Consider the following 18,764-nt stretch of genomic DNA (forward strand, 5'->3'; position numbering starts at 1 on the left):
GATTTTTTTATTTAATATTTAACCTAAGAATAATCGCCCCTTTTATTCGTAATAAATTTTTACGAATGAAATCTGTATTATTTTTTGCCAGCCTTTGTCTGATTTCCTTTCAGACCTTAGCTCAAACTCACATTTTAAAAGGAAAAGTCACCGAGGACGAGGTCCCACTTGAGGGCGTTTCGGTTTACGCTAAAGAAACAGGTGCGGGAACCCAAACCGATGCCGAGGGTAATTACCGATTGGAGCTAGAAGATGGGGCTTATATCCTCATTTTTTCCTATGGAAATCAGAAATCTGTTCAGGTGAATCTTTATGAGGACAAAACCCTGAATATCGATCTCTCTGACGCGCAAGAAGTACTTGATGAGGTTTTTCTCTCGTCTTTAAGGGTAAATGCCCAATCTCCCATTACTTATAGTAACTTGACCAATGAAGAAATTGAAGACCGAAATCTGGGTCAGGATATTCCAATTCTAATGAATTACATGCCTAATGTGGTCTCTACCTCAGATGCCGGTGCAGGCATTGGCTACACGGGAATTCGCGTAAGAGGTAGTGATGGTACAAGAGTGAATGTGACTATTAACGGCGTACCTTATAACGATGCCGAAAGCCAGGGAAGTTTTTGGGTTAACCTGGGTGATTTTGCTTCTTCCGTAGAGAATATGCAGCTTCAGCGTGGGGTTGGAACTTCCACAAACGGAGCCGGGGCTTTCGGGGCCAGTCTCAATATTCTCACCGATGGCTACCAGGAAGAAGCTTCCGCAGAACTTGCTAACAGTATTGGCTCCTACAACACCAGGAAACATACCTTGAAATTCAGTACTGGTCTTATTGACGAGAATTGGGAATTCGCCGGACGTGTTTCTCAGATCAAAAGTGACGGCTATATAGACCGGGCGGAGAGTGATTTGAAATCTTATTTTCTCCAGGGAACCTTTGTAGATGAAAATACGCTGGTAAAAGCACTTACGTTTGGAGGAAGCGAAAGAACCTACCAGGCCTGGTACGGCATAGATGCTGAAACCCTTGAAAATGATCGCACTTTTAACCCTGCAGGGATCTATGAAGATGAGAACGGCGTGACCCGCTATTACGAAAACCAAACCGATAACTACAAGCAGGATCATTATCAATTGCTGTGGAATCAGGAATATAACCCTAACTGGTCTTCTAATCTTGCTCTACATTATACCTACGGGAGAGGTTATTATGAAGAGTACGAAGAAGGTGCTGAGCTTGCCGAATTTGGATTAGAGCCCTTTGAAGCCGGGGGAGAGACAATTACTAATTCAGATCTGGTTGGCACCAAATGGCTGGACAATCATTTTTACGGAACTACTTTTGGGCTTAATTACCAGGAAAGTAATTTGGATCTGGTCCTGGGAGGGGGATGGAACAAGTATATAGGCGATCACTTCGGAGAAGTTATCTATACGAAGTTTGCTAGAAATAAAAGGCTAAACGAGCCCTACTACGAAAACACGGCTACAAAAACCGACTTTAATATCTACGGAAAAGCAAATTTTGCAGTTACTGATAAATTAGCAGCTTATGCTGATCTTCAGTTGAGGACTGTGACTTATGAAACAGAAGGTATCCTTTCTGATGGAAGTGATTTTCCGGTAGATGATAATTTAAATTTTTTCAATCCAAAAGCGGGGCTTACTTACCAGATGAATACCGGTAATCAATTTTACTTCTCTTTTGCCCGGGCACACAGGGAGCCCAGTCGAAACGACTATGAGAACGGCGATCCTGAACCGGAGGAATTGAACGATTTTGAACTGGGATGGAGGTACAACTCGCCGAACGTTCAGGTCAATTCGAACCTTTATTATATGGATTATCAAAATCAACTGGTGCTAACCGGTGGTCTGGATGAAGTTGGAGCTTTTATCCGGGAAAACAGTGGGGAGAGCTATAGGCTTGGACTTGAAATAGATGCGACCATTAGAATTTCAGATAAAATTAATCTCAGGCCAAATCTGTCTTTAAGTCAAAATAAAAATATCGATTTCGTTTCTACCTGGAACGGGGAAGCTATGAATTTTGGAAATACAGAGATTTCCTATTCCCCATCAATTGTTGCTGCTAACCTGATTGGTTATTATCCCTTTGAAGGATTGGAATTAAATCTTCTTTCCAAATATGTAGGAGAACAGTACATGAGTAATATTGAAACCGAAGCTTCATTACTGGATAGTTATTTTATAAATGATTTTAATATCCAATACAGCTGGAAAGAAGCGCCGCTTTTTAAAGAAGTAGTTTTTACCGGATTAGTGAATAATATATTTGGGGTAGAATATGTTTCTAACGGGTATTATTACACCTACGATGTGCCAAATCCCGAATTTTCTAGTGGGCAACAAACCTATGATGGAGCCGGATATTATCCGCAGGCAACAACCAACTTTTTACTTGGAGTTACCCTGAAATTTTAATTTGAGTGAGCCTTGCCATCCATCTCCGATGGCAGGGCTTTTTAATTATAGACCTCAATAGCATTTCCCCGTCGCTCTATGCGGTAAGGCTTTAAAGTATATTGGCCCTCACCGGCTGTAAGTTCGCCTGTCACGATGTTATATTCGTTCCCGTCGTCACACTGGCACTTTGCGGTAATACCGGTTACCTGCATCGCAGAGCAATTATTTGGTGGATGGTTAGGATCGCTTAATTCAAACGCGGTATACTGGGAATTATTGATGTTGTAAACCACAACGCCTTTTATTCCATTACTATAAGTGGAATAGGAGTTGCCAGGGTATTGTAGGTTGTTGTATTCCGGCAAGTCCAAATTAAGCTGAATCCTGAAATTAAGATCAGGGAGATTAGGATTATTAAGTCGATTGTTATCATCTGTAGAACACCCGACCAGAAAGACCGGAATGATTAACCCGAAAATTATTTTTTTCATAAAAGATGCATTTCTTGCTAAAAGAATATAATTGCTTTCAAAGCTTAAATTTATTATATTTGTTAAACAAATCCCGTCGTGCTATGGGATTTTTTCTATTTATATAAACGATGAAGTTATGAGCAAAGTATCTTATTATACTGCAGAGGGCCTAAAAAAGTTGAAAGATGAATTAAATCAGCTGCGAGATGTTGAGCGGCCAAGAGCTTCTGAAGCGATTGCCGAAGCCCGTGATAAAGGAGACCTTAGTGAGAACGCTGAATATGATGCGGCCAAGGAGGCCCAGGGAATGCTGGAGATGAAGATCTCAAAAATGGAAGAAATAGTCGCTAACGCCCGGGTTATAGACGAATCTCAACTTGATACCTCTAAGGTGCTGGTGCATTCTTTTGTTCGCATTAAAAACCTGGGTAATGGTTCAGAAATGAAATATAAACTGGTTGCCCAAAGCGAAGCCGATCTTAAATCGGGAAAAATTTCGGTAGATTCACCTATAGGAAAAGGTTTGTTAGGTAAAAAAGTGGGAGAAAAGGCCCAAATTGATGTTCCCAGCGGAAAAATGGAGTTTGAAGTTCTCGAAATCTGGAGAGAATAATTTTTTATTTAACAAATAAGTAAAATCCTTTTCCAATTCCTTAACTCAGGAAGAAAGAAAAGGATTTTATCTTTAAGAGAACTAATAAAAACCAAAGTTATGGCCACACTTTTCAGTAAAATAGCTCAGGGCGAGGTCCCGGCTTATAAGATCGCAGAAGACAGTCAGTTTCTTGCATTTCTCGATATCAACCCAAATGCTAAAGGCCATACGCTCTGTATTCCGAAGAAAGAAGTAGATAAAATCTTTGACCTGGAGGAGGAAGTTTACCAGGAATTGATGCGGTTTTCCCGTAAGGTTGCTATAGCTCTGGAGAAAACTGTTCCCTGCAAGCGCGTTGGGATGGCCGTAGTTGGCCTGGAAGTTCCCCACGTACATGTGCATCTTATTCCGCTGAATTCTATGAAAGACATGGATTTTTCAAATAGCGTTAAAATGAGCGATGAAGAGTTTGAGAAATTAGCTGAGTCTATTCACGTAAACCTTTAAGTAGTTCCTGGGAATGGGATTTCAGAATAAGGTAATAAAAGATCAAACCTTTCTTAGGGAGATTCTGAAGGTTGTGCCTTTATTGATTTCGCTGTGAGCTACTTTAATTCTTCCACGGTGATACTCTTCTATAATTCTTTTAGCAAGCGAAAGACCTAATCCCCAACCTCTTTTTTTAGTGGTATGCCCGGGTTCGAAGATGAGTTTGAACTTATTTTTATCTACTCCCTTTCCGCTATCTTTAATATCAATATAAGCCCAGTTACTGTCTTGTTTTATTTCGATAGTTAGCGTGCCTTTGCCCCGCATAGCATCTATAGCATTCTTCACGAGGTTTTCTATGGTCCAGCTATAGAGCTGTTGGTTGAGGTTTACATAAATCGATTCTTCCGGGACGATTAATTGAAAATTGATCAGGTTGGAACTTCTGGTTCTTAAGTAATCGAACGTATTATTAGTTTCCTCTACTATATCTGTTCTTGTTAATAAGGGCGCTGAACCGATCTTGGAAAAACGTTCTGTGATAGTTTTCAGACGGTCTATGTCCTTTTCCATTTCCTCTATATACGAAGGTTTAACTTTTTCATCTTTCAGGATTTCTGTCCACCCAATCAATGAGGACAATGGAGTACCGATTTGATGTGCAGTTTCCTTTGCCATTCCGGCCCAAAGTTTATTCTGTTCACTGGATTTTGTGGTGGTGTAGAAGAAATAAACCACTCCAATAAAGAGAAAACCAATGAGGGTGAGTCCGATAGGATAATATTTAAGCTTATTTAGAGCCGGGGAATTTCCGTAAAAAATATATTGCTCTTGCCCTTCTCCCAGATTAATAACAATCGGTTCATTTTCATCCTTAATACGTGTGAGGTATTTTCTTAACCTCTTTTCGTTCTGGGTAATTGAGGGATCTATATTTGTGGTATAAGCTACCTGCCCATCTGCATAAGTATGAATTATAGGAATGCTGGTGTTATTGTTTAGGATCTCCAGGATTAAATCAATCTCTGAGTCTGCCGTGGCATTGTCAAGTTCCTGCTGAGCCTTTGCCCAGATATTCATCTTAGCACGTTCATCTTCTTTAAGGCTTTGGAAAAAAATAGAGGTGTTCCACAGAACTAGAGCGACCACCACCAAACAGGATATTACTATAAACCAGCGGTTAAAACTTCGCTCATCGGTAAAATTCATGCAGTCTTACAGGTTTTATATTTTAAAGATAAGCGTTTTTAAACATATATTATTGCCTTGCAGCTTTTTTCATTCCTTATGGGTTTCGTTACCTTTGTCAAAAATCAAAGAATGGTAAGTATAACTCCCGGGGAGCTTAGTACTGGTAAATTACACCAGTATTTGCTGGGTGCCGTAGGGCCAAGACCTATTGCTTTTGCCAGCACGCTGGATTCACAAGGCAGACCCAATTTGTCGCCTTTTAGTTTTTTTAATGTTTTTGGCTCTAACCCTCCTACCCTTATTTTTTCTCCTGCAAGACGGGGCAGAGACAATACGGTTAAGCATACATACAACAATGCCAAAGCTAACAAAGAGGTTGTTATAAATATCGTGAATTTCGATATGGTACAGCAAATGTCACTCTCCAGCACCGAATATGCCGAAGGAGTGAATGAGTTTGATAAAGCCGGACTTACAATGTTGCCCTCTGAACTCGTTAAGCCTTTTCGTGTAGCTGAATCTCCCGTGCAGCTTGAATGCAAGGTAAAAGAAGTGGTAGAACTCGGCCAGGAAGGTGGAGCAGGTAATTTGATTATTTGTGAAGTGCTGAAAATGCATATTAAGGAAGAAATTCTGGATGAACATGGCTTCATAGATCAGCATAAGATCGACCAGGTAGCGCGAATGGGAGGTGATTGGTATACCCGCGCCAATATGGGGATGTTTGAAGTACCCAAACCTCTTTCTACTTTAGGAATTGGTGTGGATGCTATTTCTGCTGAAATCAGGGATAGTAAGATCCTTACCGGAAACGATCTCGGGAAACTGGGTAATGTAGAGCGTTTACCTTCAGAAGAAGAAATTCAAGGTTATTTGAATGAAAATTCAGAAATTGCAGACCTTATTAAAAGCGGAGATAAAAATAAAATTCATTTAAAGGCTCAGGAACTTCTGAAGCAGGAAAAACCTGAAACAGCCTGGAAAATACTATTAGCAAAATAAAAATTTATGGAAGTACAAGGAAAGATTAAACTAATTGGAGAAACTAAAACCTTTGGTAACAATGGTTTTAGAAAGAGAGAACTAGTGGTCACTACAGAAGAGCAGTACCCACAACATATTATGATCGAATTCGTACAGGATAAAACCGATCTATTAGATAGTTATCAGGTTGGTCAACCGGTAAAAGTAGGTATTAACTTACGTGGTCGTGAATGGGTTAGTCCACAGGGGGAAACCAAATACTTCAATTCGGTACAGGGTTGGAGAATTGAAAACCTGCAGGCACAACAACCCGGAAGTAAGGAAGTACCGCCACCAGATCAGTTTGAACCGGCCAGTGACTTCAATGAAGAAGATCACGACGACCTGCCGTTTTAATTCTGAAAAAGATCTAAGAAATTCATAATTTACAAGCCCGGTAGTATTCTATCGGGCTTTTTTTAACCATAAAAATTACTTCAGTTGATCTTTCTTAAAAATGGCGATCCTTTTCCTCCAGTAGATTATGCTGATGAGCAGGGTTTACTTGCCGTTGGGGGAGAGCTTAATGTCAAGAGTCTTATCGCTGCTTACAGCCAGGGAATATTTCCCTGGTATGATGATAGCCAGCCTGTTTTGTGGTGGAGCCCCGATCCCAGAATGGTACTTTTTCCGGAGAAGCTAAAGGTTTCAAAGAGTATGAAACAGCTTCTAAAAAAAGATGCTTTTAAAATAACCTATAATGAAGATTTTGTCCAGGTTTTGGAACATTGTGCTAACATTGTACGCCCCGGCCAGGATGGTACCTGGATCACTGAAGAGATAAAAGCCCAATATCAAAAGTTGCACGAGCTGAATATTGCCCAATCGGTGGAGGTTTGGAAGGATGGAAAACTGGTGGGCGGTCTTTACGGTATATACCTAAGGGATAAAAATGTCTTCTGCGGGGAGAGTATGTTCGCAAAAGTGAGTAACGCTTCAAAATTTGGATTTATAAAATTGGTGGAAAAATTGAGGAAAGAGGGGATAAAGCTTATCGACTGCCAGATCTATACCGATCACCTCGCCAGCCTTGGAGCTGAAGAGATCCCCAGGAAGGAGTTTTTAAAATTTCTGAAGTGAACTAATTAAATTTTTCTTTTGGAGAAGTGAGGAATTTGGTAAGAATAAACATCGAATTATGTAAATTTAATACTTAGCAGTGAATCTATGTTTCCCGAAATTAATACAGGCACCATATTTCTTTTATACCTGACGATTTTCTTTTTCGCCATCGTATTCAGGTATTTTCTTGCCGCTGGAATTTTTTACTATTACTATTACGTATGGAATTTTGGAAAATTTAATGCTAAGAAGTTAAGTAGACGAAGCGCTAAAAAAGGTCAATTAAAAAAAGAAATCATTTGGAGCATAAAAGCTTCGTTGATCTTTGCTTTGGCGGGGACGATCCTGTATTGGTTATGGACGAAGGATCTCACCGCTATTTACCTTCCACCCGAAGAATTTGGTTACTGGTATTTACCGGTAAGCCTCATCTTAATCCTCCTAATTCACGAAACTTATTATTACTGGGTGCACCGTTGGATGCATCATCCCCGCATCTACAAAGCCGTACACAAGGTGCATCACGATAGCTTAACACCCACCCCCTGGACGGCTTTTTCCTTTCATCCCTGGGAGAGCTTACTGGAAGCGATTATTCTGCCAGTAATCCTGCTAATTATTCCGGTTAATATCTATGTGCTGGCCTTTTATCTACTTCTAATGACTCTCAGCAGCGTGATTAATCATTTAGATATTGAGGTCTACCCTGAAAAATTTCAAAAAAGTTGGTTTGGTAAATTATTCATCGGTGCCACCCACCATCATTATCACCACGCCGAATTCAATACCAATTACGGATTATACTTTACCTTCTGGGATAAATTAATGGGAACAGAAAGTCCAAAAATGGAAACCCCTGAAAGTGAAACTTAGCCTATAAATCGGGATGTATCTCTTTATATCTGAAGCACTGGATTTCGTGGTCATTCACCATTCCGGTAGCTTGCATATGCGCATAAATCACCGTAGAACCCACAAATTTGAATCCCTGTTTTTTAAGATCTTTGCTTAATTTATCGCTGATTTCAGTGGTTGGCGGGGCTTCTTTGTAGTTTTTAACTTTATTCTGAATGGGTTTCTCATTCACAAAACTCCAGATGTATTTACTGAAGCTTCCATACTCTTCCTGGATTTTCATAAAAGCCTGGGCGTTGTTAACCGCCGAGCGTACTTTTAGTTTATTCCGAATTATCCCGGGATTATCAAGGAGCTCAAGGATTTTTTCTTCAGAATAAACTGCGATCTTTTTATAGTCGAAATCATCAAAAGCCTCGCGGAAATTCTCTCTTTTCCGCAACACCGTGATCCAGCTTAAACCTGCCTGAAAGGTTTCCAGGGTAAGGAATTCAAAAATCGTTTGGTCATCGTAAACGGGCACGCCCCATTCTTCATCATGATAGGCTTCATACAAAGAATCGCCTTCGCACCATCCGCAGCGGTGTTTTTTCTTCTTAAGGCTGGAATTCATAGGTTATAGTTCCTGGTTGGTTATCCCTGCCGGGGAGCTGACTAAAAACGGCATCGGCAGCGTATTGCAGGGCATTATCGATTAGACATTGATTTGAGGTGGTTGAACTCGCTTTGTTAACCGAAGTTTCGAAAACCCGCCCGCCGGCATCAACACGAATATTGATTACCACTCTGCCAGCCCGGTCACAGGTATAGACAGGGTTAGGGATATTAACGGCATTCCGTCCTTTCAAAGAAAAGGAAATCGAGCTATTTCTTAGGCTGCCGGACTGGGTTGAAATTTTTTGTGACGCCTCATTTCCGTGAGAAGCCTGCTGTTTTTTTTGAGATGATTTTTGCAGATTATATTCCCCGTCTTCCGATTCATTTTCATTCTCTGAAGTTTCCTTGCTTTGAGCGCTGTTCTTTTCGAATATTTCCTCTAATTCCCGTTCAAAGTTTTCCTGCCGGGCTTCTTGGTTTTCATCAAAAGCACGATGAGTTTCCTGAGTTGTGGATTGTGGGGGTTCTGGGTTTTCCTCCTCAGGCTCCGGTATTTCTTCCTCTTCCTGCTCAAAACTTTCAAGATCTACAATCATCTCGCTTATTTGTTTTTGCTTTTGAGATAATGTAAAAACATGTAAAGCCAGTACTACCACCGAGCAGAACAGTATAGTTATAATCAGGGCTTTATGTCTGTCAAAAAAATCCATTGCATTTAAAACTCAGCTGGAAGGTTTTTATTTCAGCTTTGTTGTGATTTTCTTGTTTAGATACTTAAATAATTGTGCCGGAAAACAAGGTAAAGGTTCGGCTTATTAGTTTTCTTGTGAAGGTAAGAAATTCTGAAAGGATTCTACACTGAAGGAATTTTCAACGCTATATTCTCCAATACGGGTTCGTCTTAATGCTGAAAGATGTGCTCCGCTGTTAAGTGCTTTTCCGAAGTCATGAGCCAAACTGCGAATGTATGTTCCTTTGCTGCAAACCACTCTGAAGTCTATTTCCGGAAACCTGCTGGAATCAATCTCAAATTCACTTATTTCTACCGGCCGGGTGTTGATTTTCACCTCTTCGCCTTTCCTGGCAAATTCATAGAGTCTTTTGCCTTCTTTCTTTAATGCTGAAAAAACCGGAGGCCTTTGTTCAAATTCTCCTGTAAACTTTAAAACTGCCTGGTTAAGATCTTCTTCGGTGATATGATCTACAGGAAATTCCTGATCAACTTCGGTCTCCAGATCATAAGAAGGAGTTGTAGAACCCAGGCTGATAGTCCCGGTATATTCTTTTTCCTGCCCTTGCAGTTCCTGAATTCTTTTTGTGAACTTTCCCGTGCAAATAATCAGAAGTCCGCTGGCAAGAGGATCAAGCGTCCCGGCGTGGCCTACCTTGATTTTTTTTATGCCACAGCTTTTCCTTATAAGCCATCGCACTTTATTAACCAGTTGGAAGGAGGTCCATCCAAGGGGCTTATCGAATAAAAGTATCTGGCCTGTTTTAAAGTCTTCTGGTGTGAACTGTTCTTGTTCCATTTAATAATTATAATATCCGAAGATAATTGCTGCGACACCTACCACAAAACAATAAATGGCGAAATAGGAGAGTTTACTTTTTTTAACCAAAGTAATCATCCAGGTGCATGCTGCAAGCCCCGCAATAAAAGCTGCGATAAAACCTACAATAAGTACTGAAGCTTCTGTGGTGCTTTCCGCAAGGTTGCCATCTAACAGATCTTTAACGATCTTTCCCACAATAAGAGGAACCACCATCAAAAATGAAAAACGGGCAGCTTTGGTTTTATCGTTACCCAGTAAAACTGAAGTTGAAATAGTTGCACCACTTCTGGAAATTCCCGGCAGGATTGATATTGCCTGGGAGACTCCTATAACAAACGCATTAGAGAAGCTCACTTTTTTCTGGGTGTTTTTAGCCTTATCTGCCAGCCATAGTAGAAGCGCGGTTATTATGAGCATAAATCCAACAAACAACACGTTTCCTCCAAAAAGAGATTCCAATTCATCTTCAAAATAAAACCCGATAAAAGCAGCGGGAATCATAGAAATGATAATTTTTGCTGAAAACTCGGTTTCTTCATTCCATTTAAACTGGAAAAGTCCGCGAAATATTTCGACTACATCTTTTTTAAAAACTACCAAGGTGCTCAGAGCGGTAGCAAAATGCAAAACCACAGTAAATAATAGAGATTCCTCGGGTACACTTGTATCTCCTAAAATTGCTTTTCCCAGTTCCAGATGGCCACTGGATGATACCGGTAAAAATTCGGTGAGTCCCTGGATTACTCCAAGAATTGCAGCATCAAATTCGTTCAAGGGTGGTTATTTTTTGTGAGGATTCAATAAAATAGCATAAACTTCAATTGCGAAGCCCAAGAGAACCAAAGTAGGTGCAAGCCGTATACGCCTGAAATTATAAATAGCGTCGTTAAATTCATTAGGATCTTCGCTTCCCCCGCCAGACATTAAAATGAACCCCAGGGCAATCACGGCCAGGCCAATGAACATATAGGTGTAGTTCTTTTTACCAAAAATGAAATGCTGTTCGGGTTTATTCAGTTCCTTTTCTTTTTTCTGCATAATGGCTCCTGGTTTAGGGGATTCAAAATTAATTAAAATTATGTAACTAGGGCTGAAAGGATTTATTTTATAATAGAGTCATAAAAAAAGCTGCGGGTTTGGGCCGGCAGCTTTGTGTCTTTTGGTTTATTTTTCTATTTTAGGCAGCGTGCGTTACGTTGTAGTGTGTAAGCAAGCTTTGGTAAAATTCCAGGCTCTTTTCGTCTTTTCTTATACAAGCTTTTAAAAATCGTTGGAGATTCTGACATTCAAAAGTAATGCTGGTATATTGTCTTTTGCCAACGGGGATTTGCATTTCCACCGTTTGTTTGGCATAATTGATCTTTACATTCTTGGCCTCAAAATATTTTTTTATAATAGCCCGGTGCATAGTATTGAAATTAGTCATTTCAATTTCGGGATTGGAAATACTATAAGTGATCAAATTCTTAACTTCATCAATAATGTGACTTGGCGACGTAATCGTATTCATAATTAAGAATGGTTATTTTGGTTAGTAATCTTTATCTTACACAGGCTAAATTAGTATTAGCTTGTTTATTTGGTGTTAAAAAAAAACTAATAGTCTTTTGATTAATAAAAGTTTAACTCCTTTAAGAGATGTTTTTAAGGTTCCTTAAGTGTTGTAATAGTTTGAAGTAAGTGTATTCTTACACGGTTTTAAGGAAAATTGGGTAAAATGCTTTTAAACTTCAAAAATTATCGGGGAATGGTGGAATCGATACTGGTCGTCAAGGCTTGAGGCATTTATATAAGTAGTAGGAGAAATCCGGGTTTTGCCATAGTTGTTATGAATATGGCCAAATATATGTAAGGGTAGTTGCAGCTGCTTGACCCTCTTAAAAAGTTCTTCGCAGCCAATATGACGTTTGTTGCTAAGTCTGTCTTTTATACTATAGGGTGGAGTATGTGTGATTAATACCTGCGTATCTCCTGGAATCTTATTCCAGTGTGAACGTATTTGTTTTCCACGTTTACGGTTAAATGCCCAGGTGCCATTACCGGGGGTTACGGGAGACCCCCAAAATTTCACACCCTCAATCTCAACTCCTTCGTCTTCGAGATAGAAAACATCTGGAGGGAGTTCAGGAAATTCAGAAAGGCCTGATTTTTCCATGAAGAAATCGTGATTACCTGCGATGAAAATTTTATGCTTATGAGGTCGCTCTGAAAACCATTCTAAAAAATCCAGAGTTTCGTGTTTGGTTCCAGCTTCGGTAAAATCTCCTACATGGATTAATACATCTCCATTGGGGATATTAATTTCCTGGTGTTTGTTATGAGTATCACCAATGCATACCAGCTTCATTGAAAATAGGAGAGGTTTTAAAGTTCAAAAGATAAAAAAATCCGGTGAGTTTTTCACCGGATTTCTCTGTAACAACGATTCCTCAAAAAGGTTCCTCATCTTCACTTCACTCAAAAATCGCTGTCACCAGGTCTTACTTTTCTTCCTCTTCAATTTCGGGAGAAGTATAATCTTTATCTATAGGAAGTAGTTTAGTGATTAATTTGGTTATGCCAAAAGCTACAATCAGTGCGGTTACGGCAAAGAACAGGAATTTGACCAGCAAACTGTCGCTAACTACCAGGCTATAAAATCCAAGAAAGATCTCTATAGCTATAAATAATATTTTCACACTGAATTTTAAAAACATTTTTTCTTCTTGATTTGGTTCAAAGATATAACCAAAAACCCCTCCAAAATTCAGAATTTAAATGTTTGACTTAAATTTAACGATGTAGAAATGTGACGGTTAAATTTTTAAGTTAAAATCTCTTAAACGCTTCAGGAGTGGTTCTTTAGAATTGTAAATTGGTTTAAATAAATTTATAATTTTGAAGAAAAGCTCAAAGATATTTCTCTACATCATTACTGGAATAATACTACTAGCCCTTATTCTATTTGCGCTGAATAATTTTGCTGAAGAAAAATTGAAAAAAGGAATTCAAGATGCAACATCGCAAATTAATTTAAACTATGAAGAACTTGACGTAAACCTCCTTAGCAGAAAAGCTACACTTGAATCTCCTTCTTTTTCCGTGAATGGAAAAAGCTTTAAAGCAGAAAAACTTAGTCTTAATAATATTGAGATATTTAAATATCTTACAGATAAAGATTTAGAAATTGGAGAAGTAAGCCTGGATGGCCCCAGTTTTATAATTAATAAAAGCAAAAAATCAAAAAGCAGTGGGGACGCCACTTCTTCAGGGTTCAAAGAGAATATTTTAATAAAAAGACTTCAGATAAAAAACGGAGAGCTGGCCATAATCGAAAATGATTCCGCAGAGAATTCTCTGTTTACAAAATTTAATCATCTGAAGATCCTTGATTTTCAGTTAGATTCCAGCAGTGTAAATAATACCATTCCATTTCAGTATAAAGATTATGTTTTTAAAGGAGATTCGATTTTTTTTAAGCTTGACCCAAGGCATAATATAAGTTTGGGAAAGATGAATATTGAAGAAGGCCATTCGGTGTTTAATGATTTCAGGATTATTCCTGTTTATGGTAAACAGGAATTCCAGCAGCATATTCCGTACGAACTCGATCGCTTTGAATTGGTGGTGGAAGAAGTGATTTTTAGTAATTTAAAATGGAAGTTTGAAAACGATAGTCTTTCCATAGAGAATCCTCTAGTGAAGATTAAAAATGCAAACCTTGAGGTGTATAGGGATAAGTTGCAGCCTGACGATACCCGGCAAAAGAAAATGTACAGTGAAATGATCAGGAGGCTTCCGTTTAAATTAAAGCTGGACACCATTAGAGTGATTAATTCTTACATAAAATATGAAGAGTTAATAGATGGTGACCGGTCTCCCGGAGAGGTAGATTTCAGCAACCTGGATGCCAGTATTTACAACTTGTCTAATATAAATATGCAGGCTAAAGATTTTAAGTCTACTGAAGTTGATGTGAAAACCTTGTTTATGCAGGAGGCAAATCTTAGCGTGAATTGGAGAATTAATATTCAGAATAAAAATGACCGATTTAATATTTCGGGAGATATGAATAGAATTTCTGAAGAAGCAATGAACCGGTTTATGAAGCCAGCAATGAACGTTTTGGCCAAGGGTTCGATAGAAGATATGGCATTTAATTATTCCGGAAACCACACAGAAGCTTTAGGCGATATGAGGCTGGTTTATAAAGATTTTAAGGTGGAAGTGCTTCGCAAGGATGGAAGGCGAAAAAACAAGTTGCTGTCTGCCCTGGCAAATCTTATAATGAATAAAGATGCGATTTCTGAAGATGTTGTGCAAAAACAAATTGAAGTCACCCGGGATAAAACCCGATCTTTCTGGAATTATCTTTGGAAAATGATCCGGGCCGGGGCCCTAAAATCCTTTTTTTAAATTCTGAAAGTGACAACGGGCCGGTTGGCGTGGTTTACCAGGTCTTCGCTCACACTTCCATTAAAGAAATGTGCGATACCTTTTCGGCCGTGGGTACTTATCCCAATTAATCCGGCATTCATATTACGTGCGAAATTAAGAATACCTTTTTCTACGCTGGTATCGTTATAAACATGCAATTTTATCTTATCTCCATCCACCTCAGAACCCTTGATGAATCTTTCCAACATTTCATAAGCTTCTTTGCTGGTTATGAAATTATTAGGCGTGTTAATGAATAAAAGGTGTAGATTGGCCGATAGCTTTTTGGCGATTTCATCTGCGTGTTTTAAGGTGTGGCGGTTGGCTTCATCGGCATCGGTGGCAAAGACAAAATCTTCAACCTTAAATTCAGGTTGATCCCTTTTTATAACCAGGACGGGGATTTCGGAGGAACGAACAACTTTTTCTGTATTACTTCCAATAAACATTTCCTTAAAGCCACTGGCTCCATGTGAGCCCATAACAATAAGGTCGCATTCCCTTTCTTCACTCACTTCTTTTATGCCTTCAAAGGCCTGATGAAATAATACGGTTTCCTTTACATTTAAATCTTTTAGATAGGGTTTTGCCATTAATTTTGCGAATCGCTGGTGCGCGAGTTTCATGAAGAATATGGATTCAGGAAGGTTGTGAGTATTGCTTCCCTGCACAGGATCTATAAGCTGTAATGGTAATTCCAGCATATGTAAAAGATAAATTTCACTATCGAATTTACGAGCGAGTTGAGCGGCTACCTTAAGTGCATTTTCAGCCTGATCGGAAAAATCTGTGGGAACGAGTATTTTTTTCATGAGGATGCAAACCTATAAGTTGATAATAAAGATATTATTAAATGTACAAAAAAAATATGTACAGGAATTTTACTTTTAAATATTACTGAATCCAATAGTAGAAAAGCCAGAGCTTAGAGGATTGGATTTTTGGTTTATATGACCTTAGTCAGTTTAAGTTGGCTGATAATTCTGGTTATTTGAAGGGCAATTAAGAGATGGAGTTATGGAAAATCTAAATAGGAGTACACGGGCATATTGGGTTTATATATTCTTTATAGCTGTTTTGGCGCTGGGACTTCTGGCCTCCTAATATATTATAAAGATCAATGGCGCCTATGCGCATTTAGCCACAATCCTGGCGTGTTCTATAAATATTGTTTCAAAAAGAAGAGACAGGACGCGATGGACCTGTCTCTTTTTTTTGTTTTAATAACCGGCGATTCGGCTAAAACACCCTCTAAATAAGGATTAATTATTTAATTCTTTTTCTAGTTCCAGAGTTTTAGGGAAAAGGATGTTGTTTTCCAGGTGAACGTGCTGGTGCAGGTCCTGCTCGAATTCTTCCAGCTTAGAATAGAACGCCTTATAAGTGTTGCACGCAAATTCAGGGGGGGTGTAATTATTGCTTAAAACCGAGATTTTTCTCAATAATTCCCCTGCAGTTTCGTGTTCTGCTTCCATCATTTTAATAGGGTTATCTGCTGTGCCAAAATGAGGTTTAGGAGCTTCAGTTTCCTCTCGTTTCGCCTGTACCAGTTTCTTGATAAAGGGGAAAAGGATGAGTTCTTCTTTCTTCATATGGGCACTTAACTCTCCGGCCACTTCCGAAACCAGATCGTGTATTTCATTTAATTCGGGAGCGTGATGTCCATGAACCGTGGTTACTTTTGCCGAGTATTGCAAAAGAAGCGGGATATTTTCTTCAACGTAAGTGTGATGCACATTAATGATATGGTCTGTTAGAAAATCCAGATCCCAGCTGTTGTAATTGTTCGCCCTGCTTGCTGTAGGATTGACATTTAGCAATTCAAGCTCAAGAGTAGAGTAATCTACGTTAGCATTTTCACAGGCCTTTGTAACAGGTATGTTTCCGCCGCAACAAAAGTCAATTCCATGCTTTTTGAAAACGTGGGCTGTGTCAATGTTTTCGGTAACCATTTGGGCTACGGTCTTTGTTTTTAAGTTTTCCATAATTCAGGTGTTTATGTTAATAGATATTTTTAAATAAGTGGATATGCAATTTTTGATCTTATTGATACAAAGGTGGTTATTAAGGACCTGTCTGTTTATGAGTCAGGTCATAATGATAAAATTCACATCCAGAAGGAATTAAAAGCTGAATGAATCTAAAATGGTACAAATGCTTATAGATAGATGAATGGTTTTTGCTAAAGCTTTAAAAATGAAAACCTTATTTTATGAAGTGCCTTAAATTTGATTGGGGGTGTGGTTTTCTATCTCCGATTTTATTATTATATTTGCATCGTTGAAACTAAAAAAGTACAGCGAGGGGACGAAAGTCCCCTCTTTTTATAAGCTATGTTGCAGGATAAAGTAGAAAAATTGCTGAAGGAAGCTTTAGAAGAGAATAATTCTTTATTTTTAATAAGCCTTGAAGTTAACCCTTCCAATAATCATATTTCGGTGATCATAGATGGAGACCAGGGCGTTTCTGTAAATGATTGTATAGCCGTGAGTCGCCAGATTGAACATAATCTGGACAGAGAGGAAGTAGATTTTTCTCTTGAGGTTAGTTCGGCCGGTGTTTCAGAGCCACTTCGGTTACCAAGGCAATACAGAAAGAACATTGGCAGAAAAGTAAAGATAAAGACCACTTCTGAAACTATTGAGGGGGATTTAAGCCAGGCAACAGAGCAGGATATTACATTGAACTGGAAAACAAGGGAACCCAAGCCGGTAGGTAAAGGTAAGCACACGGTCGAAAAAGAAGCCGTGATCCCGTATTCAGAGATTGTAGAAGCAAAAGTTATTATAACATTTTAACCGCAAATTGATATGGAAAATATCGCTTTGATTGAGTCATTTTCAGAGTTTAAGGATGATAAGCTTATAGATAGAGTTACCCTGATGGCGATTCTGGAAGAAGTTTTCAGAAACGCATTGAAGAAAAAATATGGTGAAGACGATAATTTTGATATTATTGTAAACCCAGATAAAGGGGATCTTGAGATTTGGAGAAACCGAGTTGTGGTTGCCGATGGTGAAGTTGAGGATCCGAACCAGGAAATTTCTCTTACTGAAGCCCGAAAAATAGAACCTGATTTTGAAGTTGGTGAAGATGTTTCAGAAGAAGTAAAACTTGTAGACCTTGGGCGTCGTGCTATACTGGCCTTGCGTCAAAATCTTATCTCTAAGATTCACGAACACGATAACACTAATATCTATAAGCACTTTAAAGATCTTGAAGGCGAAATTTATACTGCTGAAGTTCATCATATACGCCACAGAGCGATAATTTTACTGGATGACGAAGGGAATGAGATCATTCTTCCAAAAGACCGCCAGATTCCTTCAGATTTCTTCAGAAAAGGAGAAAACGTAAGAGGAATCATCGAAAGCGTGGAGCTTAAGGGAAATAAACCGAGTATAATTCTCTCAAGAACCGCTCCCGGTTTCCTTGAAAAGCTCTTTGAGCAGGAAATACCTGAAGTTTTTGATGGTCTAATCACCATTAAAAAGGTGGTGAGAGTTCCAGGTGAAAAAGCAAAGGTAGCCGTAGATTCTTATGACGACAGGATAGACCCGGTTGGGGCCTGTGTGGGGATGAAGGGTTCAAGAATACACAGTATTGTCCGTGAATTGGGCAATGAAAATATAGATGTGATTAATTACACCAATAACGACCAGTTATTTATTACAAGGGCCTTAAGTCCCGCTAAGATCACCTCTATGAAACTGGATGAAGAAAATAAAACCGCCGAGGTAATGCTTAGACCTGAAGAGGTTTCTAAAGCCATTGGCCGCGGAGGACATAACATCAGACTTGCGGGGCAGTTAACCGGTTACGAGATTGATGTATTTAGGGAAGGTGTTGAAGAAGATGTTGAGTTAAATGAATTCTCCGATGAAATTGAAGACTGGGTAATAAAAGAATTCTCTAAGATCGGCCTTGATACTGCAAAAAGTATTTTGGAACAGGATTTGGATGACCTGGTGCGTCGTACCGATTTGGAAGAAGAAACCATTCGTGCTGTTATCCGGGTGTTGAGAGATGAATTCGAAGAATAAGAATAAATAGAATAGAATACAGGTTAATTTAGAGGGCA

General features: G+C 39.0%; 22 protein-coding genes. 10 read left to right on the forward strand and 12 right to left on the reverse strand.

From position 1 onward, the window contains the following. Positions 1 to 65 precede the first annotated feature (65 nt). Positions 66 to 2,447: a TonB-dependent receptor gene (locus BM266_RS00625; protein WP_093404566.1), complete on the forward strand. Its 2,382-nt coding sequence runs from the start codon at positions 66 to 68 to the stop codon at positions 2,445 to 2,447. A 41-nt stretch (positions 2,448 to 2,488) separates the two neighbouring features. On the opposite strand, the gene BM266_RS00630 is transcribed toward BM266_RS00625, so the two are convergent. Beyond that, positions 2,489 to 2,920 carry a Rieske (2Fe-2S) protein gene (locus BM266_RS00630; protein WP_093404569.1) on the reverse strand — a complete coding sequence of 144 codons (432 nt, stop codon included), beginning with the start codon at positions 2,918 to 2,920 and terminating at the stop codon, positions 2,489 to 2,491. Positions 2,921 to 3,038: 118 nt separating this feature from the next. Here BM266_RS00630 and greA point away from each other — a divergent pair, with 118 nt between their 5' ends. Next, a complete protein-coding gene (gene greA, locus BM266_RS00635; protein WP_093404572.1) occupies positions 3,039 to 3,515 on the forward strand; it encodes a transcription elongation factor GreA in 477 nt (158 codons plus the stop codon). 99 nt (positions 3,516 to 3,614) lie between these two features. Further along, positions 3,615 to 4,004, forward strand: a complete 390-nt coding sequence (locus tag BM266_RS00640) for an HIT family protein (protein WP_093404574.1) — start codon at positions 3,615 to 3,617, stop codon at positions 4,002 to 4,004. A 42-nt stretch (positions 4,005 to 4,046) separates the two neighbouring features. Here the strand turns inward: BM266_RS00640 and BM266_RS00645 are convergent, their stop codons facing one another. Further along, the gene (locus tag BM266_RS00645) at positions 4,047 to 5,195 is read right to left on the reverse strand and encodes a sensor histidine kinase (RefSeq protein WP_093404577.1); all 1,149 of its coding nucleotides are present in this window, start codon (positions 5,193 to 5,195) and stop codon (positions 4,047 to 4,049) included. A 111-nt stretch (positions 5,196 to 5,306) separates the two neighbouring features. Here BM266_RS00645 and BM266_RS00650 point away from each other — a divergent pair, with 111 nt between their 5' ends. From BM266_RS00650 to BM266_RS00665, 4 genes are all read left to right on the forward strand, one after another. Further along, entirely contained in the window at positions 5,307 to 6,179 is an 873-nt protein-coding gene (locus BM266_RS00650; RefSeq protein ID WP_093405294.1) for a flavin reductase family protein, read from the forward strand. Between the two features lie 6 nt (positions 6,180 to 6,185). After that, complete coding sequence (locus BM266_RS00655; protein WP_093404579.1) at positions 6,186 to 6,557, forward strand: DUF3127 domain-containing protein; 372 nt, start codon at positions 6,186 to 6,188, stop codon at positions 6,555 to 6,557. 84 nt (positions 6,558 to 6,641) lie between these two features. Then, positions 6,642 to 7,280: a leucyl/phenylalanyl-tRNA--protein transferase gene (aat, locus tag BM266_RS00660; protein ID WP_093404582.1), complete on the forward strand. Its 639-nt coding sequence runs from the start codon at positions 6,642 to 6,644 to the stop codon at positions 7,278 to 7,280. A gap of 87 nt (positions 7,281 to 7,367) precedes the next feature. After that, the gene (locus BM266_RS00665; RefSeq protein ID WP_093404584.1) at positions 7,368 to 8,135 is read left to right on the forward strand and encodes a sterol desaturase family protein; all 768 of its coding nucleotides are present in this window, start codon (positions 7,368 to 7,370) and stop codon (positions 8,133 to 8,135) included. A 1-nt stretch (position 8,136) separates the two neighbouring features. Here BM266_RS00665 and BM266_RS00670 read toward each other — a convergent pair whose 3' ends face one another. From BM266_RS00670 to BM266_RS00705, 8 genes are all read right to left on the reverse strand, one after another. Next, positions 8,137 to 8,730, reverse strand: a complete 594-nt coding sequence (locus BM266_RS00670) for a DNA-3-methyladenine glycosylase I (protein ID WP_093404587.1) — start codon at positions 8,728 to 8,730, stop codon at positions 8,137 to 8,139. Beyond that, positions 8,714 to 9,424: an energy transducer TonB gene (locus BM266_RS00675; RefSeq protein WP_093404590.1), complete on the reverse strand. Its 711-nt coding sequence runs from the start codon at positions 9,422 to 9,424 to the stop codon at positions 8,714 to 8,716. The genes BM266_RS00670 and BM266_RS00675 overlap by 17 nt, the downstream gene beginning before the upstream one ends. A gap of 105 nt (positions 9,425 to 9,529) precedes the next feature. Then, positions 9,530 to 10,243: a tRNA pseudouridine(55) synthase TruB gene (truB, locus tag BM266_RS00680; protein ID WP_093404593.1), complete on the reverse strand. Its 714-nt coding sequence runs from the start codon at positions 10,241 to 10,243 to the stop codon at positions 9,530 to 9,532. Beyond that, positions 10,244 to 11,041, reverse strand: coding sequence for an undecaprenyl-diphosphate phosphatase (locus BM266_RS00685; protein ID WP_093404595.1), 798 nt, complete (start codon positions 11,039 to 11,041; stop codon positions 10,244 to 10,246). A 6-nt stretch (positions 11,042 to 11,047) separates the two neighbouring features. After that, a complete protein-coding gene (locus BM266_RS00690; protein WP_093404598.1) occupies positions 11,048 to 11,305 on the reverse strand; it encodes a DUF3098 domain-containing protein in 258 nt (85 codons plus the stop codon). Positions 11,306 to 11,444: 139 nt separating this feature from the next. Beyond that, on the reverse strand, positions 11,445 to 11,777 hold the full coding sequence (locus BM266_RS00695; RefSeq protein WP_093404600.1) for a hypothetical protein: 333 nt from the start codon (positions 11,775 to 11,777) through the stop codon (positions 11,445 to 11,447). Positions 11,778 to 11,990: 213 nt separating this feature from the next. Next, positions 11,991 to 12,614, reverse strand: a complete 624-nt coding sequence (locus tag BM266_RS00700) for a metallophosphatase domain-containing protein (RefSeq protein ID WP_093404603.1) — start codon at positions 12,612 to 12,614, stop codon at positions 11,991 to 11,993. A 133-nt stretch (positions 12,615 to 12,747) separates the two neighbouring features. Then, positions 12,748 to 12,945: a hypothetical protein gene (locus BM266_RS00705; RefSeq protein WP_245760355.1), complete on the reverse strand. Its 198-nt coding sequence runs from the start codon at positions 12,943 to 12,945 to the stop codon at positions 12,748 to 12,750. 199 nt (positions 12,946 to 13,144) lie between these two features. Between BM266_RS00705 and BM266_RS00710 the strand changes: the two genes are divergently transcribed. Then, positions 13,145 to 14,662, forward strand: coding sequence for a hypothetical protein (locus BM266_RS00710; protein WP_093404608.1), 1,518 nt, complete (start codon positions 13,145 to 13,147; stop codon positions 14,660 to 14,662). Here the strand turns inward: BM266_RS00710 and BM266_RS00715 are convergent. Further along, entirely contained in the window at positions 14,659 to 15,495 is an 837-nt protein-coding gene (locus BM266_RS00715; RefSeq protein WP_093404610.1) for a universal stress protein, read from the reverse strand. The two genes, BM266_RS00710 and BM266_RS00715, sit on opposite strands and share 4 nt — an antisense overlap. A gap of 450 nt (positions 15,496 to 15,945) precedes the next feature. Further along, positions 15,946 to 16,668 (reverse strand): iron-sulfur cluster repair di-iron protein, encoded by a 723-nt coding sequence (gene ric, locus BM266_RS00720; protein WP_093404613.1) that lies wholly within the window; start codon positions 16,666 to 16,668, stop codon positions 15,946 to 15,948. Positions 16,669 to 17,016: 348 nt separating this feature from the next. Here ric and rimP point away from each other — a divergent pair, with 348 nt between their 5' ends. Next, the gene (rimP, locus tag BM266_RS00725; protein ID WP_093404616.1) at positions 17,017 to 17,481 is read left to right on the forward strand and encodes a ribosome assembly cofactor RimP; all 465 of its coding nucleotides are present in this window, start codon (positions 17,017 to 17,019) and stop codon (positions 17,479 to 17,481) included. Positions 17,482 to 17,493: 12 nt separating this feature from the next. Further along, complete coding sequence (nusA, locus tag BM266_RS00730) at positions 17,494 to 18,726, forward strand: transcription termination factor NusA (RefSeq protein WP_093404618.1); 1,233 nt, start codon at positions 17,494 to 17,496, stop codon at positions 18,724 to 18,726. The last annotated feature ends 38 nt before the right edge of the window (positions 18,727 to 18,764 follow it).

It is taken from the genome of Salegentibacter flavus (assembly GCF_900115145.1).
Lineage (GTDB): Bacteria > Bacteroidota > Bacteroidia > Flavobacteriales > Flavobacteriaceae > Salegentibacter > Salegentibacter flavus.

What these genes read in the sequence shown, in the direction of transcription:
- BM266_RS00690 (WP_093404598.1), bottom strand. Translation starts at nt 11,305, where the DNA reads ATGCAGAAAAAAGAAAAGGAACTGAATAAACCCGAACAGCATTTCATT.
- BM266_RS00695 (WP_093404600.1), bottom strand. Translation starts at nt 11,777, where the DNA reads ATGAATACGATTACGTCGCCAAGTCACATTATTGATGAAGTTAAGAAT.
- BM266_RS00645 (WP_093404577.1), bottom strand. Translation starts at nt 5,195, where the DNA reads ATGAATTTTACCGATGAGCGAAGTTTTAACCGCTGGTTTATAGTAATA.
- BM266_RS00640 (WP_093404574.1), top strand. Translation starts at nt 3,615, where the DNA reads ATGGCCACACTTTTCAGTAAAATAGCTCAGGGCGAGGTCCCGGCTTAT.
- truB (WP_093404593.1), bottom strand. Translation starts at nt 10,243, where the DNA reads ATGGAACAAGAACAGTTCACACCAGAAGACTTTAAAACAGGCCAGATA.
- BM266_RS00630 (WP_093404569.1), bottom strand. Translation starts at nt 2,920, where the DNA reads ATGAAAAAAATAATTTTCGGGTTAATCATTCCGGTCTTTCTGGTCGGG.
- nusA (WP_093404618.1), top strand. Translation starts at nt 17,494, where the DNA reads ATGGAAAATATCGCTTTGATTGAGTCATTTTCAGAGTTTAAGGATGAT.
- BM266_RS00655 (WP_093404579.1), top strand. Translation starts at nt 6,186, where the DNA reads ATGGAAGTACAAGGAAAGATTAAACTAATTGGAGAAACTAAAACCTTT.
- BM266_RS00675 (WP_093404590.1), bottom strand. Translation starts at nt 9,424, where the DNA reads ATGGATTTTTTTGACAGACATAAAGCCCTGATTATAACTATACTGTTC.
- greA (WP_093404572.1), top strand. Translation starts at nt 3,039, where the DNA reads ATGAGCAAAGTATCTTATTATACTGCAGAGGGCCTAAAAAAGTTGAAA.
- rimP (WP_093404616.1), top strand. Translation starts at nt 17,017, where the DNA reads ATGTTGCAGGATAAAGTAGAAAAATTGCTGAAGGAAGCTTTAGAAGAG.
- BM266_RS00715 (WP_093404610.1), bottom strand. Translation starts at nt 15,495, where the DNA reads ATGAAAAAAATACTCGTTCCCACAGATTTTTCCGATCAGGCTGAAAAT.
- BM266_RS00625 (WP_093404566.1), top strand. Translation starts at nt 66, where the DNA reads ATGAAATCTGTATTATTTTTTGCCAGCCTTTGTCTGATTTCCTTTCAG.
- ric (WP_093404613.1), bottom strand. Translation starts at nt 16,668, where the DNA reads ATGGAAAACTTAAAAACAAAGACCGTAGCCCAAATGGTTACCGAAAAC.
- BM266_RS00650 (WP_093405294.1), top strand. Translation starts at nt 5,307, where the DNA reads ATGGTAAGTATAACTCCCGGGGAGCTTAGTACTGGTAAATTACACCAG.
- BM266_RS00700 (WP_093404603.1), bottom strand. Translation starts at nt 12,614, where the DNA reads ATGAAGCTGGTATGCATTGGTGATACTCATAACAAACACCAGGAAATT.
- BM266_RS00665 (WP_093404584.1), top strand. Translation starts at nt 7,368, where the DNA reads ATGTTTCCCGAAATTAATACAGGCACCATATTTCTTTTATACCTGACG.
- BM266_RS00670 (WP_093404587.1), bottom strand. Translation starts at nt 8,730, where the DNA reads ATGAATTCCAGCCTTAAGAAGAAAAAACACCGCTGCGGATGGTGCGAA.